Here is a 15,336-nt window from a genome sequence, read left to right on the forward strand (position 1 = left end):
GAGACGGACATGGGCTGGAACACGCTGGACGATATGGAGCTGGGCGGCAAAAAGGTCTTGCTGCGCGTTGATATCAACGTACCGATGGAAAACGGGCAGGTCAGCGACGACACCCGCATCCGCCGGGTGGTGCCCTCCGTTGCTGATATCCTTGCCCAGGGCGGCAGCCCGATCCTATTGGCGCATTTTGGCCGACCCAAGGGTCAGGTGGTGCCGGACATGTCCCTGCGGCCCCTTCAGGCCCCGCTCGAAGTCGCCTTTGGCGCACCGGTGGTGTTTTGCGCCGACTGCCGCGGCCCCGCCGCCCAGGCCGCCGTCGCCGCACTGCAACCCGGTCAAATCCTGCTGCTGGAAAACACCCGTTTCCACTCCGGCGAAGAAAAGAACGACGCCGCCCTAGCTGCAGAAATTGCCGAATTGGGTGACATCTACTGCAACGACGCCTTCTCCGCCGCCCACCGCGCTCATGCCTCAACCGAGGCCCTGGCCCAGTTGCTGCCCGCCTGTGCCGGTCGGTTGATGCAGGCAGAACTTTCCGCTCTCGAAGGGGCACTGGCCCAGCCCAAACGCCCGGTGATGGCTGTGGTCGGTGGCGCCAAAGTGTCGTCAAAGCTGGAACTGCTCGGAAATCTGGTCGAAAAAGTAGACCATCTGGTGATCGGCGGCGGCATGGCCAATACCTTCCTGGCTGCTCAGGGACATGATGTTGGTAAATCTCTGTGTGAACATGATATGACCGGCACCGCGCTTGAAATCATGGCCAAAGCCGAAACCGCAGGCTGTCAGATCTTGCTGCCCAGCGACGTCGTGGTCGCACGCGCGTTCAAGGCCGGGGCTGCCAACGAAACTGTCGCCGCAAATGCCTGCCCGGCGGATGCCATGATCCTCGATGCTGGACCCGCCACAGTCAAAGCCATGGCTGCGGTTCTGGCCGCCTCCAAAACCCTGATCTGGAACGGCCCCATGGGCGCGTTTGAACTGCCGCCCTTTGACGCCGCCACCAATGCGGCCGCTCAAACTGCTGCCGCCCTGACCAAATCCGGCGCTCTGATCAGCGTCGCCGGTGGCGGAGATACCGTCGCAGCCCTCAATCAGGCCAATGCCGCCGATGATTTCAGCTACATTTCAACCGCTGGCGGCGCATTCCTGGAATGGATGGAAGGCAAAACACTGCCAGGTGTTGCCGCTTTGACCCGCTGACATCAACCACAACACCTGCGCCCCACCGACGATGCAACTGCAAGCTTTCCAAATCCGCGTCAGCCTCTCACCGGTGCGCAGCTGCGGTGGGGTGCGATAATACATGACAATACAACAAGAATCTTTCCGCCCCGGCTTCATCTGGCCCTAAATATCCCCGCCGGAGGCCAGGCCCGCAGGGCCTCCACAAAAATCCCTACCAAACCGTTAACAAAAAAAACTTAGTTCCTTGGACTCAAAGGGGATTCACAAGCTGATTCGCCTGTGCCATAACAGGGACAGACGCTGGATCAACCGGCGCTACAAAAACTTGAGCAGACCATACAGGCACTCCCAATTGACCCGCAATCACAGACCCAACTTTGGATCTTTGTCCTTCTTTGCCGCCGCATTTGCGCTCAGCGCATATTTCACCTTTGCGGCCGTCCAAGGAGATTTCGGGTTGTTTCGCAGGGTCGAGATCGCAGCCGAGGCAGAGACCTTGAGCCGCGATCTCGCCCGGCTCAACCTTGAAATCGCGCAAGTGGAAAACCTCACCCATCGGCTGTCCGACGATTTTCTCGATCTGGACCTTCTTGACGAACAGGCCCGCTCGGTTCTGGGTGTCTTGCGCGCCGACGAGATCGTGATCCACTAATAGTCAGCGATCGGCTTCAGGTAACCCTGCTCAACACATTCGTCCACAATCTCGTCGAATAGTAAATTTCCGGTCGAAAGGTTGTTGTCCACCTGCCAAATCTCGTCAAAGTCAGCACGGAACGACGGGGCCTGGCCTTCGGGATCAATGCAGAGAACAGGGCGGCCTTCTTGAGACAACGTTAGATCATCAACCGCGAAAATGACCACCGCTTCGGGATAGGGAAACGCCTCTCTCAGCGCGACCTCATCAGCGCCAAGAAAACGCGGCTCTTCGACAAACCTCAAATCAGCTCGAAACCCCAATTCGTTTTCATGCAAGCTGTCTTCGCACAGCTTTTGCCATTTTGTGGGTCTTCCAGCTGTTATCAGCACCAGCGGCGACGCAGAGTCTTCCAATTCACTTTCCCATACAAACAAAATAATCTCTGTTTTAATATCCTGCGTCTGCTCCTAACATCCTCTGCAGACAATGCCCAAACAAAACCCACTTTGGGGGCGCGCAACAATAATACTCGCCACCAGCACCAAAATCCTTTATTAGATAGTTTAACACTAAACTATCTAGCCTACAGGGGGAGTTCGCCACCATGGCTGCGAGAAAAAGCGTTAAGAAAACAAATGTTTCCGCCGAGGAGCTGACAGAGCACTACCGCTCAATGTTGCTCATTCGACGATTCGAAGAAAAGGCCGGGCAACTCTACGGCATGGGGCTGATCGGCGGTTTCTGCCATCTCTACATCGGTCAGGAAGCGGTTGTTGTCGGTCTCGAAGCCACGGCCAAGGAAGGCGACAAACGTCTGACCTCCTACCGTGACCACGGCCATATGCTGGCCTGCGGTATGGACCCCGGCGGCGTCATGGCTGAGCTGACCGGACGCACCGGCGGCTTGTCCAAGGGCAAGGGCGGCTCTATGCACATGTTCTCGAAAGAGAAAAACTTCTATGGTGGACATGGTATCGTGGCAGCCCAGGTGCCGATCGGTGCCGGTCTGGCCTTTGCTGACAAGTATAAGGGCAACGACAACGTCTCCTTCACCTACTTCGGAGACGGTGCCTCCAACCAGGGTCAGGTCTACGAGACCTTCAACATGGCCGCACTGTGGCAGCTTCCGGTGATCTTTGTCATCGAGAACAACCAATATGCCATGGGCACTTCGCAACAGCGATCTTCAGTCACCCCTGACATCTACACCCGCGGCGAGGCCTTTGGCATTCCCGGCGAAGCCGTTGATGGTATGAGCGTTCTGGCCGTCAAAGAGGCCGGCGAACGCGCAGTGGCTCACTGCCGCGCAGGCAAGGGACCTTATATTCTCGAGGTCAAAACCTATCGCTACCGCGGCCACTCGATGTCGGACCCGGCCAAGTACCGGACCCGCGAAGAGGTCCAGAAAATGCGCGAGGAACGTGATCCCATCGAGCAGGTCCGCGCCATGCTGTTGGACAACAAATACGCCACCGAGGATGACCTCAAGGCGATCGACAAGGACATCAAGGCTGTGGTCAACGAGGCCGCCGACTTTGCCCGCACCAGCCCGGAACCAGCGCTCGATGAGCTCTGGACCGACATTTACGCCTGAGGGGACTATCAAACATGGCAACTGAAATTCTGATGCCCGCCCTATCTCCAACGATGGAGGAAGGCACGCTGGCAAAATGGCTGGTCAAAGAGGGCGACACCGTCGCCTCTGGTGACATTATGGCCGAAATCGAAACCGACAAGGCCACGATGGAGTTCGAGGCCGTTGATGAAGGCGTGATCGGCAAGATCCTGATCGCCGAGGGCACCGAAGCGGTAAAGGTCAACACCGCCATCGCCATTCTGGTGGAAGACGGTGAAGCCCTGGACGCGGCACCGGTGGCCGCAGCTCCAGCCGCCACCGCCGACCCGAGCCCTGCGGCAAGTACAGACGCCGCCGCTCCGGTTGCAGCCGTTGCTGCAGCACCGGTGGTTGACCTGACTCCGGATTGGCCCGAAGGCACCGAAATCGTACAATCGACTGTCCGCGAAGCCTTGCGCGACGCCATGGCCGAAGAGATGCGCGGTGACGAAAACGTCTTTTTGATGGGCGAAGAGGTCGCCGAATATCAGGGCGCTTACAAGATCTCGCAGGGCCTGCTGGACGAATTTGGCGCCAAACGCGTCATCGACACCCCCATCACCGAACATGGCTTTACCGGCATCGCCGTCGGCGCCGCTTTTGGTGGGTTGAAACCCATTGTCGAGTTCATGACCTTCAACTTTGCCATGCAGGCAATTGACCAGATCATCAACTCGGCTGCCAAAACATTGTATATGTCCGGTGGTCAGATGGGCGCGCCTATGGTGTTCCGTGGTGCCAATGGCGCAGCCGCCCGCGTAGGGGCCCAGCACAGCCAGTGTTTCGCCGCCTGGTACATGCAGGTTCCGGGCCTCAAGGTGGTGGCCCCCTATTCGGCCTCTGACGCCAAGGGATTGCTGAAAACTGCAATCCGTGATCCCAACCCGGTGGTCTTCCTGGAGAATGAGATCCTCTACGGTCGTGCCTTTGATATGCCCAAGCTGGACGACTACACCGTTCCGTTTGGCAAGGCCCGCATCTGGCGCGAAGGGTCTGACGTCACCATCGTCTCCTTTGGTATTGGTATGCAGTATGCTTTGGAAGCTGCAGAGAAACTGGCTGAGGACGGTATTTCAGCCGAAGTCATCGATCTGCGCACCCTGCGCCCGATGGATCTGCCAACAGTGATCAAATCGGTGATGAAAACAAACCGTCTGGTCACAGTTGAAGAAGGCTGGCCTCAGGGCTCTGTCGGCAGTTACATCGCCTCCGAGGTGATGCAGCAGGCGTTCGACTATCTGGATGCGCCGATCATCACCTGCACCGGCAAGGACGTGCCTATGCCCTATGCCGCCAACCTCGAAAAACACGCGCTGATCACCACGGATGAGGTGATTGCTGCCGTGAAACAAGTGACTTACCGGTAAGGAGCCAGACGCATGCCGACAGAAATCCTGATGCCCGCGCTGTCCCCCACCATGGAGGAGGGTACCCTGGCGAAATGGCTGGTCAAAGAGGGCGACACCGTGTCCTCCGGTGACCTGATCGCCGAGATCGAAACCGACAAGGCCACGATGGAATTCGAAGCCGTCGACGAAGGGGTGATTGGCAAAATCCTGATCGCCGAGGGCTCCGAAGGGGTGAAAGTGAACACCGCCATCGCAGTGCTGCTGGAAGACGGTGAAAGCGCCGGTGACATCTCATCCAGCGCTGCGCCAGCTGCCACTGCAGCCGCGGTGAACGAGGCGGCCCCTGCTGCCTCCGAGGCCGCCGCACCTGCGTCATCTGCTCCGGCAGCCCCCGCAGCGGCAGACGGCAGCCGTGTCTTTGCCTCACCTCTGGCCCGTCGCATCGCGGCAGACAAAGGTCTGGATCTGGCTGCCTTGCAAGGCTCCGGCCCGCGTGGTCGTGTCGTCAAAGCTGACGTGATCAACGCAACCGCCGCCCCCAAGGCTGCTGCTCCCGCTGCTGCCGCGACTGTCTCTGCACCGGCTGCTGCCGCTGCACCTACGGGCATGTCAGCCGATATTGTGGCCAAAATGTACGCCGACCGCGACTACGACGAGGTCACCCTCGACGGCATGCGCAAAACCATCGCCGCACGCCTGACTGAGGCCAAGCAGACCATCCCGCACTTCTACCTGCGTCGTGACATTCAGCTGGATGCCCTGCTGGCCTTCCGCGCTCAACTGAACGCACAGCTCGCAGGACGCGGTGTGAAGCTCTCGGTCAACGACTTCATCATCAAGGCGGTCGCCATTGCCCTGCAACAGGTCCCCGAGGCCAATGCAGTCTGGGCCGGGGATCGTGTCTTGCAGATGAAATCCTCGGATGTGGCCGTTGCCGTTGCCATCGAGGGCGGCCTGTTCACACCAGTTCTGCAAGACGCCGACATGAAATCTCTGTCGGCCTTGTCAGCTCAGATGAAAGACATGGCGTCGCGCGCGCGCGAGCGGAAACTGGCGCCCAGCGAATATCAGGGCGGCTCCTTTGCGATCTCTAACCTGGGCATGTTCGGCATCGACAATTTCGACGCCATCGTGAACCCACCCCACGCCGGTATCCTGGCCGTGGGTGCTGGCAAGAAGCAGCCTGTTGTCGGCGCCGATGGTGAGCTGAAAGTGGCAACCGTGATGTCTGTTACCATGTCGGTGGACCACCGTGTCATCGATGGGGCCGTGGGCGCAAACCTGATGAAAGCCATTGTTGAGAACCTGGAAAATCCAGTTGCCATGCTGGCCTAAGTCAGACAGCGACTGAAAAATCAAAAAAGGTCCCGGTCACAACATCCGGGGCCTTTTCTTGTTTCAAGACATCAGATGCAGCGCGTGCTCCTGACTTCATCTTTTTAAAAATACTCAATATCCCAACCCGCCCCAAACCCGGAAATCGCCAAATTGGAGCTAACTCCAACCAAATTTCCCAATTCGGGAACAAAGTGTTGAAAAGATCAGTAGGTAAAACCCGGTGTTGACTGCGACAGCGCCAGTTCGGTCTCGTCCATCTCGGCCTCGATCCCGTCAAACAACGGCGTCGACAAATATCGTTCACCGGTGTCCGGCAGGATCGCCAGAATGACAGATCCCTTGGGGGCGGTTGCGGCCACTTTCACCGCCGCCGCAACCGAGGCCCCGCCGGAAATTCCCGCAAGAATGCCTTCCTCGGCGGCCAAACGACGGGACATGGCGATGCCCTCGGCGCCCGTCACCGGTTGCACCCCGTCGAAATAGCCCTGATCCAGCGCCTCTTGCAGCACCAGCGGAATAAAGTCCGGCGTCCAGCCCTGCACCGGGTGCGGTGCAAACGCGGGATGGCTTGCCGCAGGTTCCCCGTCGTCGTTGCGCGCCTGCGCCGTACCAGATGCAACCAAAGCGGCATTTTCCGGCTCGCTCAGGGTTATTTTCAACCCGGGGCGCGCGCCTTTCAGCACCCGTCCCAATCCAGTGGCCGTGCCGCCTGTGCCAAAGCCCAGCACCACCTGATCCAGCGGTTTCCCATCAAAATCGCCTAAGATTTCACGTGCCGTGGTCGATTCGTGAATGTCGGCGTTGTCCTTGGTCTCAAACTGGTGCGCCAGAAACCAGCCATTGGCCTCGGCCAGTTCGCGGGCCTTGACGACCATTCCCACGGCCTTGTCTTCCTTGCGGGTCAGAACCACCTTGGCGCCCAGCATCCGCATCACCTGACGCCGTTCAACCGAAAACCCGTCGTGCATGGTGATCACCAGCGGATAGCCCTTGGCGGCACAGACCATAGCCAGACCAATACCGGTATTGCCGCTGGTGGCCTCGACCACGGTTTGCCCCGGCAACAACCGGCCCTCGCGCTCGGCGGCTTCAACGATGTTCAGCGCCAGACGATCCTTAACCGAGCCACCGGGGTTGAAGGCTTCAAATTTCACATAGATATCCACGCCCGTTGGTGCGATCCGGTTCAGACGGATGGTGGGCGTATCGCCGATTGTCTGTAAAACATTGTCATACAATCGGCCCCGGCCTTCGGTTGAATAAATCATCATGGTCCCTCATGTCGCGGCATCCGCAATTGGCCCGCCTGTGTCTGGGCCAATATCAGAACACCTGTTCCTGGTTGCAAGGGATGCCTAGCGGCACGACACATAATTTGGCACCCAAGGGGCGGTACACTATCTCCAAAACCGGGGTGTGAAGTGAACATTTGACCTGAAAACCCGCACCATTGCAGGACAGCGGCGACCCACCCAGCGCGCCGTGCAAACATCAGTTTTTGTTTACAAACTGCCGGCGTTAGCCCAAGCCGCGACGTGTTTGCCCAGGCCGCAGGGTCATGTTGCAGGACCAGGGCAAAGCCCCACTGTCACGTTGAACAATAAATGGAGGCGAAACCGCCTCCATTTATTCTTTTCAATGCTGTATCAGCGTCTTAGCCGGATTTGCTTCCACCGCAGGGCACCACCTGATCCATATTGATCGCGGGTTGATCACAGCCAGCCTCGCCGACAATTTTGGCAGGCACTCCGGCCACTGTGGTGCAGGCCGGCACGTCTTGCAGTACCACTGACCCGGCGGCGATGCGACTGCAGCGGCCGACCTTGATATTGCCCAGCACCTTGGCACCAGCCCCAATCAGCACACCATCGGCGATCTTGGGATGGCGGTCTTCCTCTTCTTTACCAGTGCCACCCAGCGTGACCGAGTGCAGCATGGAAACGTTGTTGCCAACCACCGCAGTTTCGCCAATGACGATAGAATGGGCGTGGTCGATCATGATCCCCTGCCCCAGTTTGGCACCTGGATGGATATCCATGCCAAAAATTTCCGAGGTCCGCATCTGGAAGAAATAGGCCAGATCCTGCTGGCCCTCGTTCCACAACCAGTGACTGACACGATAAGCCTGCACGGCCTGATAGCCTTTGAAATACAGAATCGGTTGCAACAGCCGGTGGCAGGCCGGGTCGCGATCATAGATCGCCATCAAATCGGCACGCGAAGCGTCAACAATGGCCGGTGACTTGGCAAAAGCATTGTCAACGATTTCACGCAGCACCATCATCGACATCTCGTTCGAGCTCAACTTAGCGGCAATCCGGTACGACAGTGCCTTTTCCAGCGACGTGTGATGCAGGATACAGGCATGGATCAGCCCGCCCATCAAAGGCTGGGTGGTGACCGCCTCTTGGGCCTCAGTGGTGATCTGGTCCCAGACCGGATCCAGAGAAGTGACGGCGTGCTGTATATCAACCATGGTTCAATGTCCTATGCTGCGCTTAACTTTGGCATCTAAGAAGTCTTTTGCCAAATGCAAAGTGTTGATGAGTCACATTGTCGTTTGGAATGGCGAATTAACTTTCTAGGAACGCAGTACAAAGCCACCCTTTCCCGCATCCGGTCATATGCACAAAATGCCCCTGTTCTTCCAAGTGGTTTCCCTTTGGGCTTCGCCCAAAGCGATCCACGCCGGGCCTGCGGCCCGGCGTGGAAAAAAGAAATCCTGCTGAGAGGCTCATGACGGGCACATCTGCCTTCCTGAGCCTTTTCAATGGTCTCCCGCGTCGCGCCTGTATCAATGAGCGACGCCCGCTTAAAATGCGGTGGCCAGGGGCCATCATTGACCCTGCCCCAACGTAATATTGAGACAGGGACAGCGCTGCGCCTTGGCGCAGCGCCACGCCCAACGGAAGCAGGCATCGCACAGATGCCCAGCGACGGGCGGGAGGGTTTGGCTTCAGGCCGCGTCGTCACCGTGATCGATCAGCGCCATCAGCACTGTCACAACACAATGACAATATTCGAGATCGTCAAATGTAGGTTCGTCTGCCAGCGGATAACTCCGAGCGGCGGCCATCAGGGTGCCATTGCCATAATCTGCATGCAGGCGACCAGTTTGCTGAACATAGGCTTCGGCCATGTCAGCTTGCGCAACAAACCGTTTGCAAAGGGCCTGTCGCCTGTCAGCGCGAACCAGCAGCAGCGCCCGCGCCGCCGAGGTTACATCCTCATGCAGAACGGGCCGCATCACGTGAGCATGATCTGCCCGGCAAGGCCAGCCCCATACCGAGCCGAAATCTGCGCCACTTCGACCTGATCATCCGCGATAACCCCATCTGCCAACTGATCGGCAACCGAATAAGTCCAGCTAGGACTGCTGGCATAAATCTCTCTCAGCACCGTCACCCCGTGCAGGATCCTCACCCGGTAGCTTTCCGTTTCTTCCCCCAAAGGCACCTCGGGCAGATCCCAGCTGTCACCTTCGATCCGGGTGCGACGTACCCAGCTCAACAAGACCTCGCCGCCCAGCGCGCCGTTTTGTGTCAGATGCACCGGACTAAAGGGGCGTAATCCGTTGCCGTCAAAGGCCTGCACCTGATGCACATATGACGGGTCATCATAGCTGCGCCGAGCCGACCCGACACGATAATGGCGTGATATGCGCCGTTGAGCCGGGGAGAGCTCGGGCTGCACCGCAGTGCCATCCAGCAGCACCATCCACGAGCCTGCAGGCCAGACCGCAGGCATCAATGCATCACTGCCCAACTGCCCCCGCAGCCGGATCCGCAGCAAATAACTGTCAGGAGCAATCAAGTCAGCGTCCTGAAACTGCATCAGCTCCCAATTGCCGCTGCTGCCATCACCGATGGCCACCAGATTGGCCCCATTCAGCACCGCCCCGGCGTCGCGGCTCTCCAGACTACCTGACAGCAGCGTCACCTGCAGATCTGCGCCAAGATCCCAACGACCAGACGCGGCGGCCGCTAGCGGCACCTGGGTCACTCCGATGGTCGAACTGGCCGCGATGATCTGATCCAGCGCGTAATTGTCATCCGATGCAGACGCATAGAGCGCCACGGTGCCCGGCCAGGGCTGCGCAGTGACGGCCAGATGCGGCGCGTGCGGAACTTCGTCCCCGCGCATCAAAGGCAGGTCCATAAACAGCGGCAGCACCGGCACAGGGGCGGCAAAGGCGCTCAGGCCCGGCAGATCTTCAGCCATCTCTGAGGGCGTGTAAACCTCGGGCTCAATCCGCACGGCCTCGGCCAGTTGCAGCTCGGTCTGTTCCAGCTGGTCGATCCGGTACAGCACTGGGCTCCCGTTGACATCCGGCAGCCGCACCACATCGCCCGCGCCCAGCGCCATCGCCGAGGGCGGCAGGGCAAACCTCACCGTGTCCCGCGCCACCCGGGCCTCGGTCAGCCAGCGTTCGACCACCTGACGTCCCTCGGCACGGGTCAGCGCCATGGGTAAATCGTTCTGACTGACCGCATGAGTGGATTGATCCGGCAGAACCGCTTCTTCGCTGACCACGTCATGATCACCGCCCGACAACACAAAACGCAGCCGGACCCGCCCGGCCAGCTCGGCTTCGCTGTCACGGCTCTGTTCCATGTCGCCGTCGAGCTCGTCGCTGATGGCCAGCAATTCCGGGTCCAGGTCTACCGCATCCAGACCATTGCGCAGCTGGAACAACAACACACCATCACGTTCAATCGCGTCAAACCCGTGCCGCAGCATCAGCGGTTGCAGCGCAGCGCGGGCATCGCCTACATCTGCCACCACATATCCCCGCACCACGCCATAAAGCTGCGAGACATCATAGCTGTCAGGGGTCATCCCGGCGCGCTGGCAGATCTCAGCCACCACCGAGGCCAGGGTGCGCTGACCGACCCGGCCGTTCAGCCAATGCCCTCGGGAGTAATTGTCACCATCACTCCAGACATCCAGCGCATTGGGGAACACCGGATATGGGCGCGCATCCCAGGCCCAGACATAGGCGTTTGCCATATCCAGCATCGGCGCACCGTAGATATCTGAGATCGGATTATTGCCTGCCGCGTTCCAGTGACCCAGCACCGTGCGCAGGTATTGGACCTGGATCAGGTCATCACGCAACCCGGTTGAGCCCCGGGGCAATTTCGATTCCGAGCTTTTGGGATCAAGGAACTTGTTTGGCTGATTGGTGCCCTTGTCGATGGCCGCACAGCCCAGTTCCGTGAACCAGATCGGTTTGCTCTGCGGCTCCCACGGCGTGGCCATCGCCTGTCGAACCCCGCCTATACGCTCATGGTGATCCTTGCTCCACCAGTTGCGGATATCCTTATAGCGCCAGATCCAGTGTTCGCCGTGGGCAGTATCGTCAATTGGGGTGCGGATCTGTGCCGCCTCGGCCTCGGGGGAGTGATAATACCAGTCATAGCCCTCGCCGCCTTCGACATTCCTGTCCAGATAGCTGGGGTCATAGATACTGGGCACACCGGACAGCGCGTCCAGATGGTCTTCGCCCTCGCGCCAGTCCGACAGTGGCATGTAGTTGTCGATACCGATGAAATCGATGTTTTCATCTGCCCAGAGCGGGTCAAGATGGAACAGGTGGTCGCCCTCGGGGGTGTTATAGCCAAAATACTCGGACCAATCCGCCGCATAGCTGATTTTGGTCTCTGTCCCCAACAAGATGCGGGCCTGTGCCGCCAGATCGATCAAGGCCTGCACCGTGACAAACCCACTGGCGCCGCGGATCTGGGTTAACCCCCGCAGTTCCGAGCCAATGCAAAAGGCGCTGACGCCCCCCGCCGCCGCACAGAGCGCCGCGTAATGCAGGATGAATCGTGACAGTGAGTATTCAGCAGGGCCACTATAGGTCACTGTGCCATCGCCAATGGTGAAATCCGCCGCCGTCACCGTGCCGACAAAGCTGGCCACCTCGGCATCTGCCTGCGCGGTCCCATCCGGCGAGCCCGCGCGTCCCGGAGCCACCGACAGAGTGATCCGCCCACGCCAGGGCAAATGCGGCTGATTCTCGGCCTCACTCCATGGGTCGGGCAAGCCGTTATCCGTTTGCTGATCCATCAGGATAAACGGGTAGAACATCACCCGCTGTCCCTGATCGCGCAAATGCCGGATCGCCTCCACCACCGAGGCATCCGCCGGGGTGCCGCCATAGATCGGACGGTCCTCGTCTTGCGCCAAGGATTGCGCCACGGATTGCACTGTGCTGCGGGTCTGACCTGATACGCTCCAGACCAAAGGCGCGCCCTCGGACTCGGTCTGTTCGACTTTGGGTTCCAGGCTACAGGACCCACAGCGCAGATCATTGCCAAACCACGATACAATCAGTGACACCGCATCACAGCTGGGCAGTTCCTCGTTCAGCGCCGCCAGCGAGGTCACAATATCCGTCTGCCCGGTGGGGGCATGACTGTTGACCGCCTGCGCCTGCCCCGGCCCGTGGCTGTAATGCACTGCGGTGGTGGCCAGTGCATATTCTCCGGTCCCCGGCATCAGCGCTACGCCCTGCACCAATTGCCCTAAATCCTGCGCGTAACTGTCGCTATCGGGTTGCTCGGCCCGGATCACCTCAAACGAGAACTGCGGCACCCGGTTGCCAAATGGCTCAAGCTGCAGATCCTCGAAGACCACATAGGCGGTGCCGCGATAGGCGGACACCTGATCGGCGCCTTCAATGGCTGACATCACCGGGTCCGGGTCCTGGTTCTGGGTTCCGGGATACAAGCGAATGTTCAAATCCGACAGTTCCAGCGCGTCACCATCCGCCCATATCCGTGGCACCGCCGCAATCTCGCCCTCGCATAGGGCAATCGCCAGCGAAACCGAGTAACTATAACTGGTGGTCTGCGGCTGCGCGGGCGCACCTTTGCCGCCGCCACTGACTGTTTTCGCCTCCTGGAACTGCGAGGCCCAGATCACTTGCCCGCCAACACGCATCCGACCATAGACCTGCGGCACCGGCGCGCCCTCGCTGGCGTCGGTCAGGCGGAACCGCTCGACCTTGCCGGTCTCTACCGCAGATGATCCCGCCCCCAGCAGCCGCGCATCAATCGTCCGGCCCAGTGTTGCGCCCACCGCGCGACCAATCGCAACCGAGGACAGGCCAGCAAGGGTTCCGCCGACCGATCCGCCCAGTGCAGCACCCGCTGCGGACAAAAGAATGGTTGCCATCAGGCTGTCTCCTCAGGAAATTGAAATCGCGCCACGATGCGGCGTTGCCAGGGTGCACTCAGCGGGCTTTCGACCACCCCATGGCCCGAGTAGGCATGGATGAAACGCGGATTGTCCTCCTCCCGGCAAAGCCGCGCGGTGCCCGCCCTCAGTGATTGATCGCAAAGGTGGGACTGCACCCCTAGATGCTTGGCCACCGAACCCGCCCGCATGCGAAACAAGATCACATCGCCAATGGCTACCTGATCCAGCGGTTTCGCCACCAGATGCCGCAGGGCAGCCTGCCACAGGCGCTCTTCGCCCTGTGGTTCCGACCAATCCATCGTATAGGCCGGCACCTGCTCTGGTTCGGCCCCATACAGCTCGCTCCAGATGCCGCGCAGCAGGCCCAGACAATCACAGCCCGCGCCCTTGCAGGTCGCCTGATGCACATAGGGTGTGCCGATCCAGTCGCGCGCCAGAGCCACAATCCTGTGCCCCTGCGATGTCATCTGCGCCGTCATCGTCGGCTGCCGCCGGTATTGGCCCCGTTTTGTTTGGGCACTGACATCACCCAGTCCTCGCCCGGGATATCGGGAAAGCCCTGATGGTTGACCAGATTGTTGAATTTCAACCGACAGCTTTCCATCCGCTTGTCGCAGCCCGCCTGCAGACGCACCACGTCCCCCGGCAGCACCTCGGCGCGAATAGGCTGCCACAGCTCGATCACCCGGCCCGTGGCCTCTACACGGTCCTGTTTGATTACTCCGGTCAGCCCCTGTGCAGCCCCGGACAGCACTTCGAGCGTGCCACGCGCAAACCAACCCGGCTCATACCCGGCCAGATCTGGCCAGCGATACTCTTGCGCGCGCACCACCTGCTCTACCGGCACCTCCTCGCGGTAGCCGGGCGTATCCAGCGCAAAGCGACAGGCGCTATCGCCCAGCACTGCTGTGCAGGGTTTCTGATACACCCGCCCCAATGGCCGGTTCAACGCGTCGCTTAAGCCGCGCAGCTCGGCGTGGAAGGCACCGCCTGCACGGCGCAACTGGCCAATGGAGCCACGAAACATCAGCCAGCGCACCGAGACATCCGCCCAGTTCACCAACCAACAGCGCACCTCGGCACCGTCATAGCGCCCGGCATCAATGTCGACCTCGCTGACCGAGACATCGCTGAGCCCGCCAATGGCCTCGGTATTGTCGACCGACAGGCCGGTGGCCTGCTGCAATGCCAGCGCAGTCAGTCCGGTACCCGCTTTGAAACTGTAGCCTTCAAACCCCAGCGACTGGTCATGATCGGTGAAGCCAAGCACCACTCCATCGGCGCGACTGATCGCCCAGGCGCGGCACAGAGTGGTCAGGCCGCTTTGCACATGGGCCTGAAAGTCAGGGGAAAGATCCGCCATCAGACCCGCACCTCGACCACGGGAACATTGGGCACATCGCCGGCCTGAAAGCTGGCGACGCTGGTCAGGATGCGATCGGTGTCAAACCGCACCGGCACGTCAAACTCAAATCCGGCCAGGATGGTCATGTCTTCACCCGGCGGGTGGGCAAAGGTGATCAGGCCCGACCGATCATCCAGAGTGAAATCCACATCCGTCAGCAGCTCGTCCTGTTCAATGCCCACACGCACCGAGCCGACAACCGGTTTGGCAATCGGGCGCTGATAGCTGAAACTGCCAGACCGGTAGGTCTTGCACAGCTGAAACGTCACCGTGCTGCCATCGCCGGTGCCAATCACCTGATCGCGAAATGCCACTTCACCCGAGGCACGGGCGGATTTGAAATCTGACCAGTCCTTCCAGCGAAACCCAAACATCTGACCATTGCGCGCCTCAAAAAAGGCAATCAACAGCTCGATATCATCCAGCGAGCGCAGCCCCAGCCCGGCGTCATAGCGCCTGCGCGAATGGGCCCAAGGGGTGTTGCGTTCCTCAAACCCATTGGCCAGCGTCACGACATCGGTGCGCCGCTCGGGACCACCAATCGAGCCAAAGCTGAGACTGGCGGGAAATCTTACTTCGTGGAAGTTCATGACTGCGGTCT

Annotated in this window: 13 protein-coding genes; 5 read left to right on the top strand and 8 right to left on the bottom strand. The window is 59.8% G+C overall.

All coding sequences use genetic code 11. The features are described 5' to 3' along the window. Positions 1-9 precede the first annotated feature (9 nt). Entirely contained in the window at positions 10-1,200 is a 1,191-nt protein-coding gene (locus EBB79_RS11955; RefSeq protein WP_127749107.1) for a phosphoglycerate kinase, read from the top strand. Positions 1,201-1,537: 337 nt separating this feature from the next. Beyond that, a complete protein-coding gene (locus tag EBB79_RS11960; RefSeq protein ID WP_127749108.1) occupies positions 1,538-1,837 on the top strand; it encodes a septum formation initiator family protein in 300 nt (99 codons plus the stop codon). On the opposite strand, the gene EBB79_RS11965 is transcribed toward EBB79_RS11960, so the two are convergent. After that, on the bottom strand, positions 1,834-2,235 hold the full coding sequence (locus EBB79_RS11965) for a DUF6924 domain-containing protein (RefSeq protein WP_127749109.1): 402 nt from the start codon (positions 2,233-2,235) through the stop codon (positions 1,834-1,836). The genes EBB79_RS11960 and EBB79_RS11965 overlap by 4 nt on opposite strands. A gap of 191 nt (positions 2,236-2,426) precedes the next feature. On the opposite strand from EBB79_RS11965, the gene pdhA reads away from it, so the two are divergent. The 3 genes from pdhA to EBB79_RS11980 are packed head-to-tail and all read left to right on the top strand — an operon-like array spanning position 2,427 to position 6,121. Then, a complete protein-coding gene (gene pdhA, locus EBB79_RS11970; protein WP_127749110.1) occupies positions 2,427-3,416 on the top strand; it encodes a pyruvate dehydrogenase (acetyl-transferring) E1 component subunit alpha in 990 nt (329 codons plus the stop codon). A 14-nt stretch (positions 3,417-3,430) separates the two neighbouring features. Further along, complete coding sequence (locus tag EBB79_RS11975) at positions 3,431-4,804, top strand: pyruvate dehydrogenase complex E1 component subunit beta (RefSeq protein ID WP_127749111.1); 1,374 nt, start codon at positions 3,431-3,433, stop codon at positions 4,802-4,804. 12 nt (positions 4,805-4,816) lie between these two features. Then, complete coding sequence (locus EBB79_RS11980; protein WP_127749112.1) at positions 4,817-6,121, top strand: pyruvate dehydrogenase complex dihydrolipoamide acetyltransferase; 1,305 nt, start codon at positions 4,817-4,819, stop codon at positions 6,119-6,121. A 206-nt stretch (positions 6,122-6,327) separates the two neighbouring features. Here EBB79_RS11980 and EBB79_RS11985 read toward each other — a convergent pair whose 3' ends face one another. The 7 genes from EBB79_RS11985 to EBB79_RS12015 form a co-directional block, all read right to left on the bottom strand. Then, positions 6,328-7,392: a PLP-dependent cysteine synthase family protein gene (locus EBB79_RS11985; RefSeq protein ID WP_127750972.1), complete on the bottom strand. Its 1,065-nt coding sequence runs from the start codon at positions 7,390-7,392 to the stop codon at positions 6,328-6,330. A 386-nt stretch (positions 7,393-7,778) separates the two neighbouring features. Beyond that, positions 7,779-8,600: a serine O-acetyltransferase gene (cysE, locus tag EBB79_RS11990; protein WP_127749113.1), complete on the bottom strand. Its 822-nt coding sequence runs from the start codon at positions 8,598-8,600 to the stop codon at positions 7,779-7,781. 480 nt (positions 8,601-9,080) lie between these two features. Next, positions 9,081-9,371 carry a DUF7742 family protein gene (locus EBB79_RS11995; protein WP_127749114.1) on the bottom strand — a complete coding sequence of 97 codons (291 nt, stop codon included), beginning with the start codon at positions 9,369-9,371 and terminating at the stop codon, positions 9,081-9,083. Then, positions 9,371-13,306 (bottom strand): baseplate multidomain protein megatron, encoded by a 3,936-nt coding sequence (locus EBB79_RS12000; protein ID WP_127749115.1) that lies wholly within the window; start codon positions 13,304-13,306, stop codon positions 9,371-9,373. Before EBB79_RS12000 ends, EBB79_RS11995 begins: the two co-directional genes overlap by 1 nt. Continuing rightward, complete coding sequence (locus EBB79_RS12005) at positions 13,306-13,797, bottom strand: NlpC/P60 family protein (RefSeq protein WP_127750973.1); 492 nt, start codon at positions 13,795-13,797, stop codon at positions 13,306-13,308. The genes EBB79_RS12000 and EBB79_RS12005 overlap by 1 nt, the downstream gene beginning before the upstream one ends. Before the next feature lie 8 nt (positions 13,798-13,805). Continuing rightward, entirely contained in the window at positions 13,806-14,693 is an 888-nt protein-coding gene (locus EBB79_RS12010; protein WP_127749116.1) for a DUF2163 domain-containing protein, read from the bottom strand. Beyond that, positions 14,693-15,325 carry a DUF2460 domain-containing protein gene (locus EBB79_RS12015; RefSeq protein WP_127749117.1) on the bottom strand — a complete coding sequence of 211 codons (633 nt, stop codon included), beginning with the start codon at positions 15,323-15,325 and terminating at the stop codon, positions 14,693-14,695. Before EBB79_RS12015 ends, EBB79_RS12010 begins: the two co-directional genes overlap by 1 nt. Positions 15,326-15,336: the final 11 nt, after the last annotated feature.

Source organism: Parasedimentitalea marina (assembly GCF_004006175.1).
GTDB classification, from domain to species: Bacteria; Pseudomonadota; Alphaproteobacteria; order Rhodobacterales; family Rhodobacteraceae; genus Parasedimentitalea; species Parasedimentitalea marina.